Origin of the sequence: Streptomyces zingiberis, from assembly GCF_012034935.1 — a bacterium.
Lineage (GTDB): Bacteria > Actinomycetota > Actinomycetes > Streptomycetales > Streptomycetaceae > Streptomyces > Streptomyces zingiberis.
This window is the reverse complement of record NZ_JAATEN010000019.1, coordinates 116,912-142,244: the sequence shown is the minus strand read 5'-3', so window position 1 is coordinate 142,244 and position 25,333 is coordinate 116,912. Positions and strand designations below refer to the sequence as shown.

Annotated in this window: 1 protein-coding gene; it reads right to left on the bottom strand. The window is 75.4% G+C overall.

Annotated features, from left to right (window positions below; genetic code table 11):
- The coding region (locus tag HCK00_RS21270; protein WP_168103616.1) for a lonely Cys domain-containing protein at positions 1–25,332 on the bottom strand (25,332 nt) is incomplete at its 3' end.
- Between the last annotated feature and the right edge of the window lies 1 nt (position 25,333).

Below are 25,333 nucleotides of genomic sequence, written 5' to 3'. Positions count from 1 at the left end.
CAACAGACCACCGGCCGCCGAACCCAGCCACACCGACCGGCCCACCCCCAAGCCGATCTCCACAGCACCCGGCACACCATGAGCCACAAAGGTGTAAACAGCCGGACCATCCGGACCGGAAACCGGCCGCGCCACCTCACTGATCACCACCGGCTTGCCACCGGTCGGCATCATGTGAGTCAGCACACTCGCGTGGTGATACGAGCGCAACAACTCCTCACGGACCCGGGCGTCATCCGCATGCGACATCCGCCCGAACCGCTCACCCCGATCCGACACCAACGGCAGCGAACCCACACCCGAGTCCCGGAACGTGGTGCCATCCAGCCCCGTCCACTGCCGGTCCACCACCGAAACCGTGGGAATGCCCGCCGCGGCCGGCTGGAACGGCACCCACGCACCCACCGGCCGCTCCGGATCGGTGTCCACCAGCGCCAGCACATGGTCACGCTGCTTCGCACGGCGCACCAGACGGCCCTCACCACTGGGCGCCCACACCGTCCGCCCCAACCGGTTCGCCACCGCACGCAACAGCCCCAGATGCAGCGAATTCGCCGCCTCCGGCACCACCAGCACCACCGGAACATCCTTCGGCAGCTTCGCCAGCTCCGGATCCGCCGCCAGCTCCGCGGCCACCTGCTCCGCGCTCAGCACCCGCCCGTCCGGACCACGCACACCCGACGCGTCCCCGCCGGCCCACACCACCCACGCCGCGTCACCCCACGGCGCCGCCCCCTCCGACACCTCCCGCAACGCCGAACCAGGCCGCTCCTCGAACACCCGCACCCGGCCCAACCGCACCTGACGGACCTTCTCACTCGTCCAATTACGCCCCCGCACACCACCCGACGCACTCGTCAGCAACGTCCCCGCAGCCAACGAGCTGCCCTCGCCCAACGAGAGCGACCCGATGTCCGGCGTACCGGTCTTGTCCTTGGGCTTCGGGCCCAAGGTGACGACGGGCTGCGCCGCCGGCTGCCCGCCCGCCGGGGCCATGGGGCCGGCGGTGGTCCACACCCCGGGGGCTCCCGTGGCCGGGTCCGGGAGGGTGAGGACGGAGAGCAGGCCGGACGCGGACATCGGCGTCAGCACCATGGGCGCGCTGTAGCTGAAGGCGTGGCGGCCGGTGCGGTCGTGGAACCACTGGGCGAACTGCCCCAGGTTCCCGGGCCCGGTGGTCAGGAAGACCACCGGCCGGTCGAGCGGCATGGTGGCGAGCATGGGGTCGAAGTCGAGCAGCGCCACGTGCTCCGCCTCGGCCAGCGGGACAGGACCGAGGCCGGGCAGGTTCAGCACCGCGTTGCCGGCCTGGTCGGTGCCGACCACGTACAGCAGCGGTTCCGGGCGTCCGGGACCGGCCCACGGCGGAGTGACGGCCTGGGTGACCGGCCCACCGGTCAGCTGCGTCCCCGGGATCACCTGCTGGAGAACGCTGTGGTCGATCCCCGCGGGCGCGGCGGCCCCGCTCCAGTTGGCGCCCTGGACCTGCCCGTCCCGCAGGAGCAGACGCTCCGGTGTGAAGGCCACGGTCGCCTTCAGGTGGAAGGCCGCCAGGACGTCCGTGTTCCTGGGATCCACCCCCTCGGCGAGGGCCCGCGCGGTCAGCCACCAGAGGTGCCGGCCCTCGCTCTCGCCCCACGGCCGGTGGGCGGGCAGGTGCAGGACCCGGCGGCCCAGTCCTTCGAGCCGCTGCGGGTCCATCGTCGTGTGGAGGAACTGGGAGGCGCGGACCAGCGCCCAGAACGCCGAAGCCTGGTGGTCCCGGGTGAGTTCCTGCCCGGGGGAGAGCCCCACGACGGTCCGCGCCAGGTCCGGCCCCTCGGTGGCGAACTGATCGAGGGCGAGCCCGATGGCGGGCAGCGGGAATTCCTGGCCGAGCCGGGCGTCGCGGGCGGCCGCGACCCGGTCCCGGGCGGTGTCCAGCAGGGAGGCGTACGCCCGCGAGGAGTTCCCGGCGTGCTGCCAGGCGTACAGGGTCAGCATGTCCATGCGGATTGGGGTGAGGTCGCGCAGGGCGGGGTCGTTGGCGCGCATCCGCTCCAGCGCGCCGAGTCCTTCCAGCGCCCGCGCGTGGCTGCGCCCGCTGTCCTCGATGGTGTTGCCGAAGATCTGCCGCGCGGCCCGCACCAGCCGCAGCGTCGTCTCCCGCACCTCCGGCGACGCCTCGCCGGTCCCGGTGTGCAGGCCCGCCGTCCGCGCGTACCCGTCCAGCAGCGCACCGGACGGCTCGGGGCGGAACGTGACCCGGCGCCCCCGCTCACCGCCGGGCGTGTCGATCAGCATCCGGCTGCGGTTGCCCATCCCCGTGGGCCGGGTGGCCGCGGTGGTCTCCCGGCCGCTCTCGTTCGCCAGATGCTGGCCGAAGGGCACCTCACCGAGCGGGTCGTCCACGTGCGGCGCGGGACGCCACTCGTTCACGCCCACCCGGGGGTCGCCGTCCGAGGCGCTCCAGCAGACCTCGGCCGTCAGCGTGTGACCCGGCGGCAGCTCCCGCACCTCCCGCAGGCCGGCGACGTACCGCGCGCCGTCCCGCTTGCCCAGCCACACCGTCCGGCCGTCCCCCAGGGCGATCGACACCGCGCCGGGCATGCCGTGCGACGCCCAGACGTACGAGGCCGGAGCGGGCGTGATCTGCTCGATCCCGGTGGAGCGCTGACCGGAGCCGGAGCGGGCGACGTGTTCCACCATCCTCGACTCGGGATACGCCCGCATGAGCCGGTGGAACAGCCGCAGCCGGCCATGGAGCGACGCGCGGCCGAACCTGGCGTACCCGGCGGAGACCAGCGGGAGGCTGGACGCGTCGCTGTCGCTGAACGAGGTGCCGTCCAGCGCCGTCCACTGCCGGTCCTCGTACGGCAGCGTGACCGCCGGCGGGTCGAACCGTACCCAGGTGCCGGTCGGCACCTCGGCGTCACCCTCGTCGACGAGCACCGGCCGGTGCCCGCCCGCGGCGGGGTCCGGGTCCGCCATCAGCCGCGCCTCGCCGCGGGGCCCCCACACCGTCCGCCCGAGCCGCGTCGCCACGGCGCGGAGCGTGTCCAGGTCCTGGTCGCCGGCGCCGGAGAGCACCAGCACGACGGGGACATCCGCGGGCAGCCGGGCCAGTTCGGGATCCGCGGCCAGCTGCTCGGCGATCCCCTCGCCGTCCAGCTCCCGGCCGTCGGCCGTGTGCGCCCGGCCGTTCTCCCCGTCACCCCAGACGACGTAGGAGCCCTCCGGCCACGGCGCCTTCCCCTCGGAGGCGATCACCGGCCTGCCGGTGCCGGTCTCCACGACCCGCACGGTCCCCGGCAGCACCCGGCTCGCGGACCACTGCGTCCAGTTGCGCCCCTGCGGACGGCCCGACGGGCCCCGCAGCAGGGTCTCCGGCGCGAGGAGGGGGTCGACGAGGACCGGGCCCCCGAGGACCGGGCCCGCCGTGGCGGTGCCGGGCCCCTGGCCGAAGGTGACGGCGGGCCCCGCCGCCGGGGTCTGGGCCTGGTTCTGGGGGCCGGCGCCGATGAAGCGCCCCGGGGCCCCCGTGGCCGGGTCGGGGAGGACGAGGATGGAGAGCGGGCCGCCGGGGGACGTGGGGGCCAGCACCATGGGCGCGCTGTAGCCGATGGCCGGGCGGCCGGTGCGGTCGAAGAACCGCTGGGCCAGCCCTCCCAGGTTTCCCGGACCGGTGGTCACGAAGATCACCGGATGTTCCGTCCTGGTGATCCTGAGGGAGGGATCCCGGTCCAGCAGAGCCAGGTACTCCCCCTCGGAGATGGAGACCGGGCCGAGTCCGGGGTTCTGGAGCCGCACCGTGCCGCCCTGGCCGGTGTCGACCACGTACAGCAGCGACCTGACGCTTCCGGGCCGGGCCCACGGCGGCATCTCGGCCCGGGTGGCCGGACCGCCGGTCCCCTGGGCGCCCCCGGGGATCACACGGTGGACGGCCCCGGGGTCGATTCCGGCGGGAGCGGGGGTGGCGCTCCAGTTGACGCCCTGGACGCTCCCGTTCTGCTTGAGCAGCCGGCCCGACCGGAAGGCGCCGTTCACCTCCAGGTGGAAGGCGGCCAGCTGGTCGGCGTCGGTGATGTCCACCCCGTCGATGAGGGCCCGCGCCGCCAGCCCCCAGTAGTACGTCTGCCGATCGCGGTCCCACGGGTCGCCCGGGGACATGTGGAGGGTGCGGCGGGCCAGGGGCTCGCGGTCCGCCACGGGCACCAGCTGGGTCTGGAACTCGGCGGCGCGGACCAGCGCCCAGAACGCCCTGGCCCGCTGGGCGTTGGTCACCGGCTGCTGCGCGGGGACCCCCAGCATGCCGCGGACGAAGTCCACTCCCAGCGTGTTCATCTGCTGGAAGGTGAACACGACGAGGGGGAGCGGGAACGCCTGGCCGAGCCGGGCGCCGGGGTCGGCCGCCAGCCGGTCCCGCGCGGCGTCCAGCAGGGCCAGGTGGGCCGCCGCGTCCGAGGACCCCGCGGAGTGCTGCCGGGCGTGGAACGCCAGCATGTCCAGCCGGAGCGCGGAGACGACACGCAGCGCGGGGTCGTTGGCGCGCATCTGCTCCAGCGCGCCCAGGCCCTCCAGCACCCGCGTGTGGCGGGGCCCGTCGTCCTCGATGGCGTGGCCGAAGACCTGCCGCGCGGCCCGCACCAGCCGCAGCGCCGTCTCCCGCACGTCCGCCGGCGCCTCGCCCGGCCCGGTGTGCAGGCCCGCGGTCCGCGCGTGCGCGTCCAGCGCCGCGCCCGACGGCTCCGGGCGGAAGGTGACCAGCCGCCCCCGCTCGCCGTTGAACGCCTCGGTCAGCACACGGCCCCGGTCGTCCATCCCCGTCGGCCGGGTGGCCGCCGTGGTCTCCCGCCCGCTCTCGTTCGCCAGATGCTGGCCGAACGGCACCTCGCCCAGCGGGTCGTCCACGTGCGGCGCGGGAGTCCCTATGCCGTACTCCCGGGTGGGGTCGCCGTCCGTCGCGCCCCAGCAGACCTCCGCCGCCAGCTTGTGCCCCGGCGGCAGCTCCCGCACCTCCCGCAGGCCCGCGACATACCGTGCCGCGTCCCGCTTGCCCAGCCACACCGTCCGGCCGTCCAGGAGGACGAGACCCACCCGTCCCGGGAAGCCGTGCGACGCCCAGGTGTAGACGGCCCGGTCCGGCGTGATCGTCTCGGACGCGACCGGCCGCCCCCGGCCGCCGGCGAAGTTGGTGTGCAGCAGTTCCCGCGCGCCGGGATAGGCGCGCATCAGCTGGACGCGCCGCCGCAGGTTGTCCCCGGGGGCGATCGACATCCGCCCGAACCGGGCGTGCGCCGTGGAGACCAGCGGAAGGCTGGACACCTGGCTGTCCCGGAACGAGAAGCCGTCCAGCGCCGTCCACTGCCGGTCCTCGTACGGCAGCGTGACCGCCGGCGGGTCGAACCGCACCCAGTCGGGGACCGGCAGCTCCGGATCGGTGTCGACGGTCACGGCCCGGTGGCCGTCGATGTCCGGGCCCCCGTCCAGGTCCAGCTCCGTGACCGCCACCAGCCGCGCCCCACCGCTGGGACCCCACACCGGGCGCCCCAGCCGGGTCGCCACGGCCCGCAGCGTGCTCAGCTCCCGCGCACCCGCGCCGGAGAGCACCAGCACGACGCGGACGTCCGCGGGGAGCCGGGCGAGTTCGGGGTCCGCGGCCAGCGCCTCGGCGATCCCCTCACCGTCCAGCACCCGGCCGTCGGTCGTACGCGCCCGGCCGTCGGCACCGTCGGCCCAGACGACGAAGGCGTCCTCCGGCCACGGCGCGATCCTCTCCGAGGTGGTCTCCCGGCCGCCCGTCCGGATCTCCATGACCCCCGTCATCAGCGGCAGCACACGGCTCACCGGCGACCCCGTCCAGTTCCGCCCCTGGGGACGGCCCGACGGGCCCCGCAGCAGGGTCTCCGGCGCGAGCAGGGGGTCGCCCGGACCGGTGAAGGAGCCCGAGAGCGGCGGCGGCGCGGGCAGCGCGGACGGCGGCGCGGTGGTGACCGGCCCGCCACCGGGGGGCGGCGCGAACAGCATCGCGCCGGCCGGGGCGGCCGTGTCCAGGGCGCGCGGGCTGTGGTGCCGGGGCACCAGGGAGAAGCGGGACAGCTCCAGGTCCATGCCGGCCGTGCCCGCCGCGGAGATCAGCAGGAACGGCAGCGCCATCGCCAACGGCGGCTCGGCCATGTTCTGGGAGGCGAAGTACGAACTGATCGAGAACCGCAGCTCGTTCCAGCTCAGCGGGGACGGCGCGGCGGCCTGCGCGCGGGTCCGCTCCAGCGCGGCGAAGCCGGTCAGCAGCGCCTCGAACGCGGCCCGGTCGTTCTCCAGCTGCGGCCCGTAGACCAGGCGGACGGCCCGCACCCAGCGCAGCACCTGCGGGGCGTTGCGCCGGTCGCCGGTGAACCGCTCGGCGAGCCGCCCGAGCTGGGCCGTGGACGGCTCGGGGCGGAAGCCGGCCCAGTCGTCGCCCTGGGTGAGCCGGAACCGCGCCCCCTGGTACGCGTCGGCGGCCACGAGCGCCGGCTCCTGCCCGCTCGCGGTGGTCCACACCCAGCGGTCCAGGCCGTTGGCGAGCACCTGGCCGGCGAGGGGCTGGTCCAGCGGGTCGTGCGGCGGCGGCCCGGCCAGGTCGGCTCCCACCACGAGGGCGGCGGTCTCCGAGGGCTGGGCCGTGAGGCCGGGGGCGACGGCGAAGAGCGCGTCGATCAGCCGGGCGGGGGTGAAGGCGGCGGCCGAACCGTCGGTCAGGGTCAGCACGGCGACCGCGGGGCCGCCGCCGATCCCCAGCAGGAAGGCGGAGTCGAACGGCAGCGGCTGCGGGGCGCTCTCCAGCGGTCCCCCGCCCTGCTGCCACGCCACGGTGGTGAACTGCTTCGTGTACGGCAGCAGACCGTAGGTCTGCCGGCCCGCCTCCCGCAGCTCGTGAGCGGGGCGGGAGGACAGCCCCACCGGGTCGCCGTCCCCGTCCCGGTGCGTGACCACCGCGATCCGGTCCGGCGCGATGCCGGTGCCGTCCACGGCGGTGACCTGCAACGGCCAGGGCATCAGCGGAGGCGTCGCGGCGGGGTCGGCGAGGATGTCCAGGGCCTCGGCGGCGTCGGTGAAGATCTCCCTGGCCAGCTGCTGGTGGTGGGCCGGCACCCGGGGCAGCAGCTCGAACGCCTCGGCGACGACCTCCCGCAGCCGCACCAGGGTGGCCAGGTCGGCCCGCAGCACCGCGCCGAGGGCGCGGTTGCCGAGGTCCGTCGCGATCTGCTGGGCGTCCCCGAGGGCGAGCGGCGTCCTGCTCTCGCCGCCGGGCTGCCCGATGCCGGTCATCGACGCCACGATGAGGAACCTGGAGACCTTCCGCACCACCGGGTCGTCCGCGATCCGCCGGATCGACTCGGCCAGCACCTCCTCGCTGAGCGGAAGGGGGTGCAGCTGCGCCCGGTGGTAGGCGCCGCGGCTGAAGGCGGTCAGCTCGTCGACGGCGCGGCGGATCTCCTCGGAGCTCATGTACTGGCTGGTGAAGCCGAGATGCCGCAGTTCCAGCAGGAGCAGCGCGACCCGCAGCCGGCCCGCGTCGGTGTCCAGCGACGTGTAGTCGGTCATGCCGACGGCGTAGTACTGGCCGATCTCCGCGCCCTCGGCGGTGCGCCCGGTGAGCGCGGCCGTCAGATGGTCGCGGGGGGCCGGCGAGTCCTCGTCGGCGGTGTCGAAGAAGGCGGGCGGGACGGTGTAGCCGGGGGCCAGCCGCTTCCGGTACGACTCCAGCGTATTGGCGACGTGGGTGAGGAAGTCCCCGGTGAGTTCGTCGTGGTGCCGGTCGAAATAGGCGCGGGTGCCGGGGCGCAGCGCGCGCCGGAGGGCGGCCAGCGGGTTCCGCGACGCCGTCGGCAGCAGGTTCTTCACGAGGGGCGCGGCGAAGGGGTCATCCGGCATCGCGGTGAAGACCTGCCGTACGGGGTCGGCCGCGACCTGCTGGAACGCCAGCCAGGCGTAGCCCCACACCTCGTCCACGTCCGGGATGGCGGAGAGGAACGGGGCGATCTCCTGAGGTACCCGGCGGCCGCTCGCGCGGCCCGCGAAGGCCGCGGTGACGGCCAGTCCGAAGTTCCGCGCCCTGAACGTCACGTCGCGGAAGGCCGGCTGGGCCAGCCGGGTCAGCGCGTAGTCCTGCAACTCCCGCAGGCCCGCCGCGGGGTAGCCCACGGTGATCTGGGTGTAGGCCCGGCCGTCGAAACCGAGCGCGGCCGGGTGGACGACGGTTTTCGCGCCTTCTTCCGTGACGGTCCAGCCCCCCAGGGGCGCCAGCAGCTCGGCGAGCGGGACCGGCCTCCCCAGCAGGTCCGTGGTCGCCAGCGCCCGCTTCGCCGCCTCCATGCGGTCCAGCGCCTCCTGCGGCGACTGCCGCTGCTCCCCCGGGAGGACGCCCATCTCGTCGATGACGAACTCGGGGATGTGCTGGCCCCACCCCTTGGGCTGCGGCTCACCCGGCGCCACCCGCGGGCGCGGGTGGTGGGTCCGGCCGTCGGCGGTGTCCCAGAAGTTGAGGGTGTCGGTGACGATCCGCAGGCCCGGCCCCTCGGCCAGCAGGGTCCCCTGGACGAGCTTCTTCGACCCCCCGACGTCCAGGGGGTGGCGGTCCTCCGACTCCGGGCCGATTGCGCCGTAGAGGCGCCCGGTCGGCGCGTCGAGGGAGGCCAGCACGCCGGCGGAGTCCAGGGCGGTGGTGAAGCCCGGCAGGGCGTCCGCGACGACCCGCCCGCCGGGGCCGATGACCACGGCGCGCGCGTCGGACGGCGCGATCCCCGGGGGGAACGCCGACAGGGCGCTCGCGGGCCCGGCGGCCACGTCCACCCACATCACGCCGTCGCGCCCGCCGAGGTGGTACGCCGCGAACGCGTGCCCCGGCGCCTCGCCCTGACGGCGGGCCAGGACGAACGCCACCGAGCCGGGCCCGGCCGCCGCGACGGCGGCGCGGACCGTGTCCCAGGACCGCGCCCGGCCCCAGCCCGGCCCCTCCGCCAGGGAGGACTCCGCCGTGCTGCGGCCGATCGCGGAGTCGTCCAGGGCGACGGCCGGGCGCACCCCGCGCGGGTACAGCTCCGCGCGCAGGTCCCGCAGCAGTTCCAGGCACCGCTCCAGCGACAGCCGCCCGCCGGCGGGCTCCCGGCCCGCCACCCGGCGCACGGTCCGCAGCAGCCCCTCGCGGGTGAGGACGGCGCCGGGGTCCCGGCCGCCGGGGCCGGTGACCAGGGACCGGGGGACGGCGGACTCCGTCGCCGTGGTGGAACGGCCGGCCGTGGAGCCGGTGCCGGTGCCGGAATTGACGCCGGAACCGGTGGTGGAACCGGCGGGAGCGGTGCCGTGGGACGCCTCCGTCCGGCCGGCCGGGTCCGCGCGGCGCGCCGCGTCCAGCGCGGTGGCCAGACCGGGCAGCCGCCGCCATGCGGCGCCCTGCTGCGCCGTCCGGTCCTGCCGCTCCCGGCGGACGTCGCGCAGGGTCTGCTGGATCTCCTCCAGCCGGGTCCGGTTGTCGTCGCGGAACCGGGTCCGGCGGGCGACGACGCGGTCGGCGCGCCGTTCCTCCCGGCGCGCGGCGGCCACGGCGGCCTCCGTCCCGTTCCGCACCCGGGTCCACTCCGCGCGCGTCCGGCCGTCCACCGCCCGGGCGGTGGCCAGCCCGGTGCGGGCGGTGCTCAGCGCCGTCTCCCGGCCGCTGTTGCGGTCCCGCAGATCCGTCCAGTGCTCCTGGGCCCTCTCGGCCCGCCGCCGGGCCTCCGCCAGCTCCCGCGGCAGCGCGCTCTGCCCGGCGCGTTCGAGGGTGTCGGCCTCCGCCCGCGCCTGCCGCCAGGTCCGCCGGGCCTCGGCCACCTGCTCGTCGGTGGGCAGGGCCTCGGCGTCGCGGAGGGTGCGCTCGGCGGCCGCGACCGCCGACTCCGCCCTGCGGACGGCGGCTTCCGCCCGGGCCCGGGCCGGCCGCACCCGCCGGATGATGTCCTGGTGGGCCGCCGCCGCGGCCCCCTGGTCGGCGACGGCCTCCAGCAGGTTCCCCTCGGAGCGGTGCAGCACCTCCCGGGCACGGTCCAGGTCCGCGGTGAGCCGCTGCTCGTCGGCGGCGGCCCGCTCCTGGCCGGCGAGCGCCTCCCGGTGGGCGTCGACGGCGGCGCGCAGCGCCGTCCAGGGCCCGCGGGTGGCGGCGGTGACGTCCGCGAGGGCACCCCCGGCGGTGAACTGCCAGTGGCGCGGCGCCCCGTCGTCGCCCCGGGTGACCAGCTCCACGGGGCGGCCGGCCTCGACGGCGGTACGGGAGGCCACGTACAGGGCGCGGGCCAGGCGCGCCCCGTCCGCGTCCGGGCCGAGGGCGAGCCAGAGCTGCGCCGTGCCGTCCCCGGTGCCGAGGCCGCCGGCGAGCACCCGCGGCAGGTCGGTGACGGGGTGGCGGGCCCAGTCGCGCAGGTCCTCCGCCGGCTGGTCCGCGAGCATCGCGGGCACGTCGTAGAGGCCGGCGGCGGGGCGGGCGGGGGTGACGCCGAAGCCCAGCACGTCCCGTTCGGCCAGGCGCATGGTGCCGGTGCCGGTGACCCACCGGGTGCCGTTGGGGCCGTCCACCCGGACGACGCCGTCGACGAGGGTCTCGTAGGTGCGCGCGCCGTCACCGTCACCGTCGTCGGGTTTGGTGTCGGTGCCGGTCCGCAGGCGTGAGGTGGCCGAGGCGGTCACGCTCGCCACGGAGGAGGTGGTGCGGGGCTGTTGCGCCGCCACGGGGAAGTTGGTCGTCAGGAAGTTCGGGGTGGCCGCCGGCAGGTGCTGGGTGGACTGGTGGAGCCAGGTGAAGGCATTGCCGGCCGAGGTGGTCGTCGACGAGGACACCGTCCGCTTGGTGGCGCGGTCCGCGGCGATGTCCTCCGCGGTGGTGACGGGGCGCGGGTTGTACAGCCTGATGTCCAGGGACGGCGGGGTGGTGGAGCTCTGGAGCGGCCAGCTCCCGGGCATCCCGGGGGTCAGGCCGGCCCCGGCGGCCGTCCGGCCCACCGTGATCCTCCCCTCCCGGACCAGCTCGCTCAGCCGGGTGGCCGTCGCCTGTGAGGAGGCGCCGGCCGGCACCCCCCAGGACGCGGTCAGCGCCGGGGCGACCTGTTCCAGGGCCCGGACGAGCTGGGACAGCGCGTCGAAGTCGGTCACCAGGGTGGGCGCCTGGGGCGCGAGCGCGGGGCCGTGCGGGAACGGCACCACGCCCAGCTCCGTCGCCTCCCGCGCCGACAGGGTCAGCGGGTCCCGGTCCAGCAGCGCGGGCGGACGCGGGCCGCCCCGGCCGGCGGACGCCGCCGACTCGGATCCGGCGAAGCGGACCACGGTGGCGGCCGGGACCGTCACCGTCCGCTCGGGGCGCCCGTTCAGCAGGCGCCGCAGCCAGTCGTTGGTCCGCCGCAGCAGGTCGCCGTCGAGACCGGAGAGGTTGAGCAGGCCGCCCTGGATGAGGCCGCCGGGGATGTTCGCGGGCCAGGCACCGATGAGCTGCGAGCGGACGGTCCCGGTGAACAGGTAGTCGACGCCGTCGAAGTCCGCGGTGTTCTTCGTCCGCTGCCAGAACTTGTTCTCGGTGGCGGTCTCCGAGCGCCGGGTGGTGGAACGCACCGCGGACAGGCCGAAGGACGGGCCCTGGCGGTCCATGCGGGTGGCCGTTCCCGGCGAGGGGTAGCGGGAGACGGGCGTGAACGCCGCCTGGTGCGTGCCGGTGATCGTGTCGAAGTCCGCCGGGTCGTCCGCGTTGCGCGTCTGCGACCACTCCAGCCCGCCGCTCTCGCCCACGGGGCGGCCGAGCAGCCGCCGCAGGGCGGGGGTCTGCATGACCGGCTCGGCGCGCACCGTCACCTCGACGAGGCGCGCGCCGCCGTAGGCCACGTGCAGGAAGTGGAGCCGCAGCGGGCCGTCGGGGCCGCGGGTCGGGAGGGAGCGCAGCGCGGAGGGCTCGGCGAGGCCCGCGAGCCGGGTCACCACGCCGGCCAGATAGGAAGAGTGCCCCGGGGTGGTGACACCCGGCGCCTCCGCCTCCACCACCGCGGTCAGCTCCCGGCGCAGCCGGTCCCGCCGCTCGCGCCGGTTCACCACGTCGTCGAGTTGCGTGACGGACAGGACGGTGGCGTTGCCGAGACGGCGGGTACGGGCGAAACCGTCCGGCAGCGGGGCGCTCGGCGCGGGCAGCGACGGCGCGGCGGGGATGCCCGTCACCCCCCGGAACCAGGCGGCGTACCGGGCCAGCGCTCCCTCCGGGACCAGCAGCGTCACCGCGCCGGCCACGTCGACCGCCACGGTCACCGGCGGGTGGGTGCCCAGGCCCACGGTGTTGCCGACGACGTTGCGCACTCCCGAGCGGACCGTGACCAGCAGGGTCACGTCACTGCCGATCAGGTGGTGGACCCCGTCCGCCTTCCCGGCGCTCGCGGTCTTCGTGGCGGAGGAGAGCCCCTGCCCGCGCTCGGCGCGGCGGGAGTAGCCGTACCGCAGGCCCGGGTTGGACTGGTAGGCGCGTTCCTCGATCGGGTAGCCGGGCTTCTCCAGTCCGGTGGCGGAGAAGTTCCCCTGGTGGGTGAGGGCGGAGGACCGCTGCCACTTCGCGGCGTCCGTGGTGGACACGCCCTGTTCGGACTGGAGCTTCTCCGAGCCCAGGTGGCGCGGGTGGTGCAGATAGCCCTGGATCTCCACCGTCATCACCTGGTCCGCCGCCATCCCGGGCAGCGTCAGGAACTCGACGGGGTACGCGCTCTGGAGGATCTGCTGGGCCCGGGAGATGAGCTGGGCGGGCCGGATGCCGTCGTAGCGGGTCTCGGCGGCGAGGGTGCCCGGGTCGTTGAGGGTGGCGCCCGCCACGGCCACGGAGGTCCACTTGTAGGTGGCGGCGGCCCCTTCGGCGGAGGCGTGGGCGGCCCAGGTCACGGGGGTGGCCGCCCAGTTGACGACCGCCCCGGCCCGGTTCACGGCGGCGTTCAGCCGCTCCGGGAGCGCCCGCTTGACCAGGTCCGAACCGCGCCGCGCGGTGTTCGCGACGCCGATGAGGGTGTCCGAGGCGCGCCGCGCGGCCTGGGCCAGCGGGCCGGGGCCCGGGCTGCCCGGGTAGGTCCCGGCCGCGATCCGCTCGATGGCCTCGGTCAGCGCCGCGGTGCCCCGGAAGGAGTCGATGACGGCGCCGTCCGGCAGCCGCAGTACACCCGGCAGCGGCCGGCCCTCCGCGTCGACCAGCTCCAGCCGCGCGCGGTCGTCGGCCGGCCCGCCGTCGGTGACCAGCCGGCGGATCACGTGCCCGCGTGCGGGGCCGGCGGCCGGCAGGCCGGTGCCCGGCGCGCGGGTGCGGTGGTGCGGCAGCAGGAAGGTGACGCTGCCGCGGACGGTGTGCGGCGGGTCGGTCAGGTCCCGCAGCGCCACGGAGGTGTCGGTCACCGTGGGAGTGGCAGCTGTGCCCGGCGTGGCGCTGGTGCCCGGCGTGGTCCCGTCGCCGTCCGCCGGGTCCGCCGTGGCCGGGTCGTCGCCGAAGCGGACCGACGGGGTCCGGCTGTCGCCCTCGTACAGGTCGAGGGCGAGCCTGGCGGGCACCCGGAAGAGGTCGCTGCCGCCCTCGCTCGCCCCGACGCCCTGGTCGTAGCCGACCGTGTCGCCGGCCGAGGGGGCGTCGATGATCTGCCCGGTCGCGGTGTAGTCGGGGCCGACGCTCAGCGACCAGAGGCCGTCCGCGATCGGGACGTAGAAGCCGCCGCCGGTCCCTCCGATCACGCTGAGCGCGGTGGACCGCTGGCGGGTGCCGCCGGTCGCGGCGGAGCTGGAGCCGCCGTGGTCGACGTCGGGCAGCCGCCGGGTGTGCTCCGAGCGCCGGGCGGCGTCCCGCTCGGCCGAGAACCGGAGCTGCACCCGGCGGGAGCCGGCGACCACGCCGGGCTTGTCGAACCAGACGGGGTGCCCGCCGTCCACGGTGTCCGGCGCCGAGGTGGCCAGGCCGAACCGCGAGCGCATCTGCTTCAGCCGGCGCAGGTTCTCCAGCTGGGCGAGGACCAGCGGCTCGTCGAGGCCGAGCGAGCCCCGCCGGGCCCGGTGGTCCGTGGGCGGCAGGAAGCCCTCCTGCCGCAGCCAGCGTTCCGCACGGTCGAACAGCGGGTCGGCCCCGTCGACGCGGAGGGGCGTCTCGGAGATGCCGATGCTGTCCAGGTTCTCCAGGTGCTCGGGCAGCCCGCGCACCTCGTCCGCCGCCGGCACGTGGCCCTCGGCCGTGTCCTGACGGGCCTGGCGCAGGCGCAGTCCGTCCGCCCAGGGCCCGAAGGTCCCGCGGACCTCGCCGCCCCCGGCGCGGTACAGCGTCAGCTCGTAGGTGACCCGGGCGGGGGCGAGCAGATGGCTCTTCTTGGTGGAGAGGCCGTGCGTCAGCGTGGCGCTGCCGGTGACGTTCAGCCCCTCGTTCACCTGCCAGTTCGCCCCGGCCTTGCCGGCGAGGGTGCCGCCGAAGACCGAGGCCGCGTCCGGGTGCCCCTCGGCGTGGTCGGTGGTGAACATCGGGCCGCCGCGGCCCTCGACGCCGATACCACTGGTCAGCTTGGCCATCCGGTCCACGCTGGAGGCGTGCGCCAGGGAGGTCTCCAGGGCGGACTTGCCGTCCTTGCTCTGCCGGGTCGGCTCACCGGGATCGATCCGCGCGGTGAGCCCGAACATGCCGATCGCGTTCCCGCCCGCGTCCAGCAGCGTCGGTGAGAAGACGCCGCCCTCCCGCTGCATGTGGGCGGTGCCGCGCAGCAGTTGCTCGGAGAGGAAGCCCTCCAGCGCGCTCTTCGAGTTGGCGGAGAGGCCCTCCAGCACGGAGAAGGCGGGGTCGGCGAGGAGTTCGTCCAGCAGCCGCCGCGGTTCGGCCACGCTGTCCACGCCCCACAGCGGCAGCCCGTCCAGCCCGGCGGCCGCGGGGAGCGCCCCGGCGTCCGGGTCGTCGAGGGCGAGGTGCTCGGGGTACCAGGCCGTGAGGGTGCCGTGCGACCGCGGGTGCTGCCAGCCGGTGGTCGGGTCGGTGCGGGGCGCGTCCACCCGGACCTGCCACAGCCCCTCGAAGTCCACCGGGTGGCCCGGGTCCCCGGCCTGCTGCTTGCTGGTGACCTGGAAGGTCTCGCCGACCGTGACGGACTCGGCGAGCTGGTTGTGGGTCGCCGACAGGGTGAGGGTGGAGATCCCCAGGCGCATGGCGCCCTCGCCGGTGTCGGGGGTGATGGCGTCCCAGGGCACCGTGCCGCTGCGGAAGTTGCCCCAGCTCTCCCCGTCCTGGAAGGTCTGCCCGCCCTCGCCCGACGCCTCGATCTGGGCCGGGGGCGGCGCGGACACCCCCGCCTCGTACTTCTCCGACTTCCGGACGTCGGTGTGGGCGAGCCGGATGTCCACCGTGCGGTCCCGGCCGTTGTGGTGGAGGGTGATCCGGTGGCCCCGCCGGCTGCGCAGATACGGCCGGTGGCGCTCGATCGTCTCCGCGGTCAGCACCCCGCCGAGCTGCCGCAGCAGATCCCGTCCGTCGGTGCCGGCCGGGTCGGCCCCGAGCGCGGTGACGATCTGCCGGTGCAGGCCGTCCAGGACGGTGTCCGGGGTCGGCTCGTGCACGACGAGCCCCAGGTGCCCGTCGTACTGGCCGCCCTGGGTGCGGACGTAGTCCGACAGCTCGCGGGTGTCCGGCTCCGCGGGCGGGGGCGGGTCGTCCGTGGGCGCGGTGCCCTCCTCGCCCGTGGTGACCGGGCCCGTGGTCTCCGGACCGGTACCGGTGGTGACCGTCGTCCGGACACCGGCGTCCGTGGTGCGCGTCCCCGCGCCCAGGTCGGGCAGGCCGGTCTCCGGCGGAGCGGCCGGCGCGAACGGAGCCGCGGGCGCCGTCACCGAGAGGTAGGACAGACCGCCCACCTGCGCCTGGTAGAGCACGTGTTCCAGGGCGTTGGCGGTGACCTCCCGGTCCCAGCCCTGGGTCTCGGCGTAGTCGCCGACGATCCGGTCCAGCGAGCGCCAGGTCAGCGGCCCGGTGTCCGGGTTGCCCGGGGCGCCGGTCCGCAGCGTTTCCAGGGCGCCGAAGCCCCGGATGAGGTTCTGGAACTCCGCGGCCCGGGCCGGGGAGGAGTCGATGTCCGCCCCGTGCGTCTGGCGCAGCGCCCGCACCCAGCGCAGCGCCCGCTCCGTGCGGTCCGGGACGTGCGCGGGCAGCCCGCCCAGATCCGCGATGCCGGCCAGGGTGGAGGTGCTCGGCTCGGGGCGGAACTCGCGGAAGCTGTAGACGGGCCGGTCCGGGTTGTCGTACTGGATCAGGCGCGGCGGCATGCCCCCTTCCGCGGCCGACACCGAGAGCTGCGCGTTCGTGGCCCACACCGTCCGCCCGGTGACATCGGAGATCTCCTGGGCCCCGGGCACCGATTCCAGCGCGTCGCGCCCCGCCGCGAGCATGGTCAGCTCGCACCAGAGCATCCAGATCGGCGCGTCCGGGGGAAGCTGCCGCAGGCTCTTGCGCCGCCGGAGCAGCCGGCCCACCTCCCGGGGGCGCACCATCTGGTTGGCGCGGGTGGAGCGCCGGGGCAGCGTCACACGGCCGCTGTCGCCGTGGCCCATCGCGATGTAGGAGTCGGACAGCGCGCGCGGCAGGGGCAGCAGACCGCTCTCCCGGTCGGCGGATACGCCCGGCAGCCCCTCCTGGAAGATCGTGTAGTGCTGGACCGCGGACAGCGACCGCAGGGCCTGCTCCTGCATCGCCACATCCCGCGCGTTCAGGAAGGAACGCCCGGTCAGCCGCTGCCCGTCGGCCGTGGTCAGGGTGGACGACTCGACGTCGTCCTCCGTGAAGGTGAGCCCGCCGGGAGCCCGGACCTCGGCGTCCGGGTCGTCGGGCACCAGCCCCGGATCGCTCGGGATCCAGGTGCCCTGTGGCTGGTTCCCCGGGTCGGAGTTGGCCAGGGCGGGGTACCGCCAGCTGCCGGCCGGCTGCAACCGGAAGTCGCCGTCCGTGGACCAGGCACGGCCCCCGCTGCGGTCGGCCACCTTCCGGGCCAGCGGCTCGGTGCGGCGGTGCTCGTCCTGAATGAGCAGCACCACCGGAAGGCTCCGGTCCCGTTGCGGATCGTGGGTGACCAGTTCGGCGAACTCGTCCTCGGCGATCTCCAGCGAGTTGCCCTGCCCGGTGTCGATCGAGAGCAGCCCGTCGTCGGTGCGCTGAGCGACCGCCGCGTGGGCCCGGCCGCCCCAGGGCGGGGTACCCTCCGTGATCTGCCCGGCCTGGTTCTGCGCCCCCACCCGGTCGGTGAGCAGGTTCAGCCCCGCCCGGCCGGTCCAGTTCCGGCCCGTGGTACCGCCGTCCGGGCCGGTCAGCACCGTCGAGGGCGCGAAGGCACCGGATATCTCCAGGTGGTACGCGGCCACCGCGGCCAGGCTGCCACCCCGCCCACGCCGCTCGGCGGAAGCGGCCACCGACAGCGCCTGGACGGTCAGGTTCTGGTTGAGCGGGGTGCCGGGGGCCAGGTGCAGCACCCGCCGGGTGAGGCCCGCCAGATCCACCGGCCCGGAGCCGAACCGCGGGTCACCCGCGCGGGCCCGGTCCAGCACCGCGAGGGAGTTGACGAGTTGGTGGAACCGGTTCGGGTCCGCCATCGCCCCCGAACCGAGCGTCTGGAGGACGATGTCCGACAGGGCCTGCCAGGACATACCCGAACCGGAACTCGGGTCCGGCGGCGCCGCCGGGGCCGGCGGAGCCGCGGGGGCCCGCACGGCCCGGTCGGACAGGCCGCCCACCTGCGCCTGGTACAGCACGTGTTCCAGGGCGTTGGCGGTCATCTCCCGGCCCCAGCCCTGGCCCTCGGCGTAGTCGCCGACGATGCGCGCCAGCGACCGCCAGCGCAGCGGCCCGGTGTCCGAGTTGTGCCGGGCACGGGTCCGCAGGGTCTCCAGCGCGCCGAAGCCCCGGATCAGGTTCTGGAACTCCGCGGCCCGGCCGGGGGAGGAGTCGATGTCCGGGCCGTGGGTCTCGCGCAGCGCCCGCACCCAGCGCAGCGCCCGCTCCGTACGGTCCGGGAGGCGGCTGGAGATCCCGCCCAGGTCGGCGAGGGCGGTGAGTTCGGCGTCGCGCGGCTCGGGGTGGAACTGGTGGAAGCCGTAGGCGGGCCGGTCCGGGTCGTCGGACTTGATCAGCCGCGGTGGCGTGGTGCCCCGCCCGGCGGCGGTCCCGATCTGCGCGTCGGAGGCCCACACCGTCCGCCGGGCGGCATTGGACACCTCCTGGGCCGCGCGGGGCGTTTCCAGCCGGTCACGCCCGGGCACGAGCATGGCCAGCTCGCACCAGAGCATCCAGATCGGCCGGTCCGCGGGAAGCCGCTGAAGGCTCTTCCGCCGCCGGAGCACCCGCCCCAGGTCCTTGGGGCGCACCGTGTGGTTGCCGCCGGTGGAGAGCCGGGGCAGTGACACGGTGCCGCGCTGGCCGTGGCCCACCGAGATGTAGGAGCCGGCCAGCGCCTGGGGCAGCGGCAGCAGGCCGCTCTGCCGGTCGCTGTCGACCCCCGGCAGCCCCATGTACCAGTCCGTGTAGTGCCGCACCGCCGAGAGCGGACGCAGGTCCGCCTCGCGCAGCGCGTGGTCCTGCGCGTTGAGGAAGGAACGCCCCGTCAGCCACCGCCCGTCGGCCGTGGTCAGCGAGTACGACTCCAGGTCGTCGTCGCGGACGGTGCCCCCGTCCGGGCCCCGGAAGGACGCGTCCGGGTCGTCGGGCACCAGCCCCGGGTCGCTGGGGATCCAGATGCCGGTCGGGTACGTGCCCGGTTCGGAGTTCGCCAGGGTGGGGTAGAACCACTGGCCTTCCGGCTGCAACCGGAAGGGGCCGTCCGTGGACCAGGCGGAGACCCCGGTGCGGTCCGCCACCTTCCGGGCCGTCGACTCGGTGCGGTTCTCGGCGTCCTGGATGAGCAGCAGCGTGGGCAGGGCCGCGTTCCGCTGCGGGTCGTGGATGACCAGTTCGACGAACTCGTCCTCGCTGATCTCCAGAGCGGCGGCGTCCGGACCGGGCGTGACGGAGTACCGGCCGTCGTCGGTGCGCGTCGCGACCGCCGCGTGGGCGCGGGTGCCCCAGAGCGGGGTCCGTGTCACGAGCGGCTGGGTCCCGATCTCCTCACCCACCCGGTCGGTGAGCAGGTTCAGCCCGTCCCGCCCCGTCCAGTTCCGGCCCGTGATCCCGCCGTCGACGCCGGTCACCGCCGTCGCCGGCCCGTAGGCACCGGATATCTCCAGGTGGTACGCCGCGACCGCGGCCAGGCTGTGGGCCCGGCCCCGCCGCTCGGCGGAGGCCGCGACGGAGAGCGCCTGGATGTGCAGCTCCCGGGTCAGCCGGGTGTTGCGGCCCTGGTGCAGTACCCGCCGCGTGAGGCGGTCCAGGTTCAGCGGGCCCGAGCCGAGCCGCGGGTCGCCCACCCGGGCCCGGTCCAGGATCCCCAGCGCGGTGACGAGCTGCTCGAAGCGGCGGCGGTCCTCCGTCGCACGCCGCCCGAGCGCGTCGACCAGGACGCCCGCCAGCGCCTGCGCGGAGTTCCGGCCGGGCGGCGCCGCGGGGGTGAACGGGCCGGACGAGTCGAGGATGTCTCCCAGGGAGCCGAAGGTGAGGCCCTGGCTCTCGGCGAAGCTCTCGAAGAGGGACGGCGCGGGCGGCGGCGCGGGGGTGTGCGGCTGCGGGACGTGGCTGCCCTCGGCCATGTCCCACAGGGCGCGGAACCCCTCGAAGGCCTCGTTCTCGGCCCGGACCGCGTCGACCGGGTTGGGCCGGTCCGCCGTACCGGCCGCCGGGCCGTCCCCGTAGAGCCCGCGCAGCAGCGGGTGCAGCTCCGGGAAGTGGCGGCGCACCCAGTCCGGCCCGCCGTTGTGCCGCCGCTCCCCGGTGAAGGGGTCGGTGCCGTGGTTCGCCCCGAACCAGACGGTGGAGAGCTGGGCGAAGAACTCGTACTCGTCGCGGCTGGAGTAGTTCGCCTCGGTGCGGCGGCCGTCGGCGCCGGTGCCGTGTTCCACCCCGTCCGGCCACAGCGTGCCGTAGGTGGCCTTCGCGTCCTCGAACGTCTCGCGGACGAGCCGCTGCTCCGCCGCGCTCAGGCCGAACTGGTGGATGGTGTGCGCGAACTCGTGGACGGTGCTGGAGTAACCGTCCACGTAGGAGGGCTGCGTGCCCGGGACGGTGGTGGTCTCGCCGAGGAGGTTCTCCTCCGTCACCCCGGCCGTCCGCCGGCCGATACCGCGCACGGTGTCCCAGGTCCGGCCGTCCTTCGTGGTGATCCCCGCCAGATCGCGGAACGGATCCAGCGTGGTGAGCGCCTCGCCCCGGGGCACCACGAGCACCCGGGCACCGCTCTTCAGCAGTTCCGCCGTGATCTTCGGGTCCCGCAGCATCGGCGCGATCAGCCGCCGCACCTCCGCGCGGGCCGACACCGGCTGTTCCACGCCGTCCGGCACCTGCACCATGAGCTGCGCCGCCGTCCGCGCGAACTCGTCCCGCTCCAGGGTGTCGCGCAGCGTGTCGGCGAGCACCGGGTCGGACGCCAGCCGCTCGCGGTCGGCGGCGGTGAGCTGGGCGATCTCACGGTCGCGGGCCGCCTCCGGCAGGCCCGGCAACCGCCCGGCCAGGTTCCGTACCGGGTCGGTGCGGACCGCCTCGGTGGCGCGCAGGGTGTCCGCGAGGGCGGTGAGCCCGTCGTGGAGCCGGCCCAGGTCCTCCGGCGTGCTGCCGAACGCCGACCAGGCGGTGATGAGCTGGGCGTTGAGCCCGACCGGGCCCGCGGGAACACCTGCCCGGCCGCCGGCCGCCGCCCAGGCGTTCTCGCGGGCCTCGCGGGCGCCGAGGTTCAGCATGGACTGGTCCAGCAGTTCACTCAGCCGCACGGTCAGCGTGGGGGCGGCCCCGGCCGGGCGCCCGGCACGGTAGTCCGCGCCACGCAGCGACTCCAGGAGATCGGGGGTGAGCGCACCGGGGTTCCGCGACAGCCCCCACGCCAGGTCGAACAGGTCCCGCGCGTGCCGCTTCCGGTCGGTTCCGACGGCCAGCGCGTACGCGGTTTCGGCCAGGGAGACGGCCACCGTGGGGACGGTGAAGCCCTGGACCTCGGTGGTGGTGGCGCTGGCGGCATCGTCCTGGGGGCGGGCGGTGGCGTCCTGCCCTCCGGTGGCGGGACCGGCGCCGGGGGCCACCGCCGGGGCGGGGCCGCCGATGCCGAGGGTGATGCCCGCGCCCTGGATCGTCCCGGTCAGGGTCCGGCCGTCCGTGCCCACCCGCAGGGCGTTCGGCGAGACCCCGGGGAACTCCCGGGCCACGGCCTGGTTGAGGGCGCCGGCCAGCTGAACCGGCGAGGTGGGCAGGTGGAACTCCAGCATGCCCAGCGACCGCGGGTTGCCGAAGAGCACCCGGCCCCGCGCCCCGCCGGCCAGCACCGCCGGGTGGCCGAGGTCCCGCAGCAGCCCGGCGAACCGGCGGCCCACGTCCAGCCGCGCGTCGTCGGAGAGCGGCGGCACCGGCACGAGGAGCGGTGCGGTGGCCGGCGTGGCAGCCGTCTCCGGCGTGGTCCCCGAGGTGGCGGCCGTCTCCGCGGAGGTGACGGGCGCGGGGACGGTGCTCTCCGTACCGGTGGTGCCGGGTTCCGGCGCAGGCGCCGCCGGGGCCGCCACCGGCTCGGCCGCCGGCTCCGGGGCCGGGCCGCCGGTGGTGGACGGCCGGGTGATCCCCGCAGACGTTCCCGGCGGGGTGACGGGCGGCGAATCGGCGTACGCGACGGTCGAGGAGCGGCGGCGGGCGACGAAGCGGAGCAGCGGCTCGCCCTGCTGGTCGCCGTGGCGCTCCTGGTGCGCGGTGGCGATCGTCTCGTAGATCTCCCGGCCGAAGTCGTCGTCCGGGTTCCACTGGAGGAGCGCCCCGTGCATGACGCCCATGCCGGATTCCTTCATCTCCGCGATGAGCGCCTCGTACTCATCCGCCGGAAGGGGCGTGCCGTCGAGCCGGGTGATCCGGAAGATGTCGTGGTCGCCGGTGAGCGGCCGGTGCTCTCCACCGTCGAGAACCGCGTGGACCACCCCGTCCACCGTCCGGTACCGGCCGGCCCGCTCCAGCCGGGCCATGGCGGCGCGGAGCACCTCGTACTCCCGCCGCCGCTGCCCGTAGCGGTCCAGCAGGCTCCGGTCGGTGGTCCCCTCGGGCAGGACGGGGTCGAAGAAGCCGACCAGCCCCCGGTTCTCCGCCCGCGCCCCGAGTCGGACGTCCAGCTCGGTGAGGGTCTTCGCCTTGATCTCGGCGGGTTTCGGCAGCGCGCCGCGGACCAGCCAGCTCAGGGAGTCGACATTGGTGGCCCGCACGTCGATGACGAGGTCCCGCCCGTCGGCGAAGCCCTGGAACCGGAGGTGGTTGTCGCGCGGCATGCCCCAGCCGGAGGCCACCGACTCCTCGGGCACGTCGGCGGAACGCTCCTCCACGGGCGGCGCCTCGTGTATCTCGACCCGGCGCTCCGGTCCGGGCCGGAGCCGCGGCCCCCCGGTGGCCGGGAGCGCACCCGGGGGCGGGGCGGGATCGGTGGCCGTGGGGCCGGTGGCCGTGGGGTCATCGGCGAGGTCGCGGGACGTGGTGGTGGCGGGCCGGCCCGGCGCGGGGGTCAGGTCGCCGGTGACGGTGGGGCCGTCCGTCGCGGCGGGCGCGGCGGGGCCGGTGTCGGTGAGGTCCTCCACGGTCCGGAGCCGGTCCGGCGGCACGGCCGGGCCCGGCAGATCCGCCGTGTCCCGCACCGGGTCGGGCGTGACCCCGGCGAACCGCAGGATCTGCCGGAGCGCCGTGGTGTCGTTCCGCGCCACGCGCCGGTCGCGCTCGGCCGGGCCGAGCGCGGGGTCCTCGGGGAGCAGCCGGAGGTGGAACTGGTCGGAGGCCGGCGTGGTGGTGGGGTCCGCCGTGGTGATGGGGCCCGCGGTGGTCACAGTGTCCGCCGGGTCCACCGTGGTCAGTTCGACGGCCTCCGGGTGGCCCGGGTCGTGCACGAGGTTGAGGTCGATGTGGAGCTGGTCGCCGGAGCGCGGCAGCACGATGCCGTCGTTGACCTGACGGTGCAGCAGGGCACGTATCCGCTCCTCGAACCCCGGCAGCCCGTCCGCGGGGAAGCCCTCGCCCAGCCGCACCGGCAGGTCCAGCGTGAGGCTGCGCACCCAGCGGCCGTCGTCGGCCTGGACCCGCCGGACCTCGGTACGGACCACGGTGTCCGTGGCGGCCGTGTCCCGTTCGGCGGCCGGGCCGGTCTCCGTCTCCGCCGTGATCTCGTCGGTGGCCGGGGCCACCACCGTGGTGTGCACGGTGGTGGGGACCACCTGCTGCTGGCGTCCCCGCCACTGCTCGGGACGGACCGGCTCCCGGGCGGTGTCGGTGACGGCCTGGTGGGTCGCGGCGGGCTGCGCGCCGTCCTCGGTGGCCGGGTCCGGGGTGAGCGCCTCGTCCGGACCGCCGACGGTCTGCGGCTGGGCATCGGCGTCCCTGCGGGTGTCCTGGGCGCCGCCGGGCGCCCCGCTCTGCCGCGTCCCGGGCTCGGCGCCGGAGCGGGAGTCGGTGCCCGGGCGGGAATCGGTGCCGGGCTGCTGGGCCGTGCCCGGGGTGTCCGTGGTGGCCGGGGAGCCGTCCCCGGTGAGGCCGTTCGGCGGGATGCCGTCGAGAGGATCGGGGAGCGGTGTGACGTCGGGTGTGACGTCCGGCGTGAAGTCCGACACGGGGTCCGGCGTGCGGGACGTCGCGGGCTTCGGCGTCGTGAACGAGGTGTCGGGCGGGGCCGCCGGGGTGCTCCCGGCGCGCGGCACGCCGCCCGCGCCGGCCAGGGAACCCGTGCCGCCCGTCTTGGCCGAACCGGCGCCGCCCAGGCCGGTGTTGCCGCTGCCCGTGCTGCCGGTGGTGCCGGTGGTGCCGGTCGTGCCCGTGGTCCCGCCGGTGGTGGCCGACCCGGCGCCGGGGACGGCACCGGGGGTCACGGGGCCGGTGTTCCCGTAGTCGGCCGGGTTGGTGATGTCCGTTCCCGTGTCGGAACCGGTGTACGAGGTGGTGGAGCCCACGCTGCGGACCGAGTCGGTGTCGGAATCCGGTGACGGGCCGGAGGGGCCGTACGGGCCGGCGGACGGGGCGAGCCCGAGGTTCCCGTTCCCGCCGGCCCCCTGGTCCATGAACCCGTTCGGCGTCGGGGAGTTGAGGTCCCCCGTGACGGTGGTCGGCGGGAGGCTCGCGGGCGAGACGGTGAAGGGGGGCGGGGTGGGCCCGGGCTTGACGGTGGAGTCGGTGGTGGTCGTCGTGGTGGTGTCCGTCGTGACGACACCGTTCGTCCCCGGGCCGGCGGAGGAACCGCCGGTGTACAGCGGGGAGTCCGGCCCCGGCGTCTTGTTGTTCTGGCTGGAGAAGATGTTGCGGCCGTCGAAGAACTTGTTGTTCATCCCCTGGGTGACGTAGACCGCGCCGCCGAAGATGAACATGCCGGTGACCCCGCTGAGGCCACCGCCCGCCATGGCCATCGGGTCGAATTCCCAGCGACCGTCGTAGAGGCCGTTGGTCACGAACTCGGCGGTGCCCTCGCCGACGCCCTCGCTGGTGAAGGAGCGGAAGATCTCCCCGCCGAACATCCCCCACTTGTTGTCGCCGAAGTTGTTGAACTGGTTCTTGAAGACACTCCCGAGCGTGTCGCCGATGACCGAGCTGAAGAAGCCGGCGAAGGCACCGACGACGGCGGCCCGGCCGATCGCGCCCCAGTCGATGCCGATCGGCCGGCGCCGGCCGCTGTTGATCGCCAGCATGGCCATCCGCACCGCGAAGGCGACGAACGCCTCCTGGATCGCCTCGCTGAAGGTCGGCATCAGCTTCGACTGGTTCATCAGCCGATTCATGATCGTGAGAAGCGCGACCGTGGTCCGGGCCTTCGCGATGGCGGTCTCCGTGAAGGAGAGACCGCCGGTGAAGAAGGACAGCGCCGCGATGATCGCCAACTGCACCAGCAGCAGCATGGCCTCGGCGATCAGCTCCCACTTGCCCTCCATGATGTTTCTGGAGTGCTTGACGCGATTGTCACCGAGCTGATTGAGGCTGTTGGCGAACTGGGACATGGTGTCGGAGCCCCGGCCGTCGGTGAGGGTGGCCATCGCCTCCTTGTAGCGGGCGGCCACGTCCGGCGGCAGGGCTCCGTCCACCTTGTTGACCAGATCCGTGATGCGGTCACGGAGTTGCATCAGCTGAACAGCTTTGTCCTCGTACGGCTCGCGGTTGCCGTACGCCATGTCCGAGGACGCCTGCAACGGCAATTCGCCGATCAGCGCGAAGAAGACCCAGCGGGCCTCCTCGGGGAATTGGACGCTGTCAGGGAGCAAG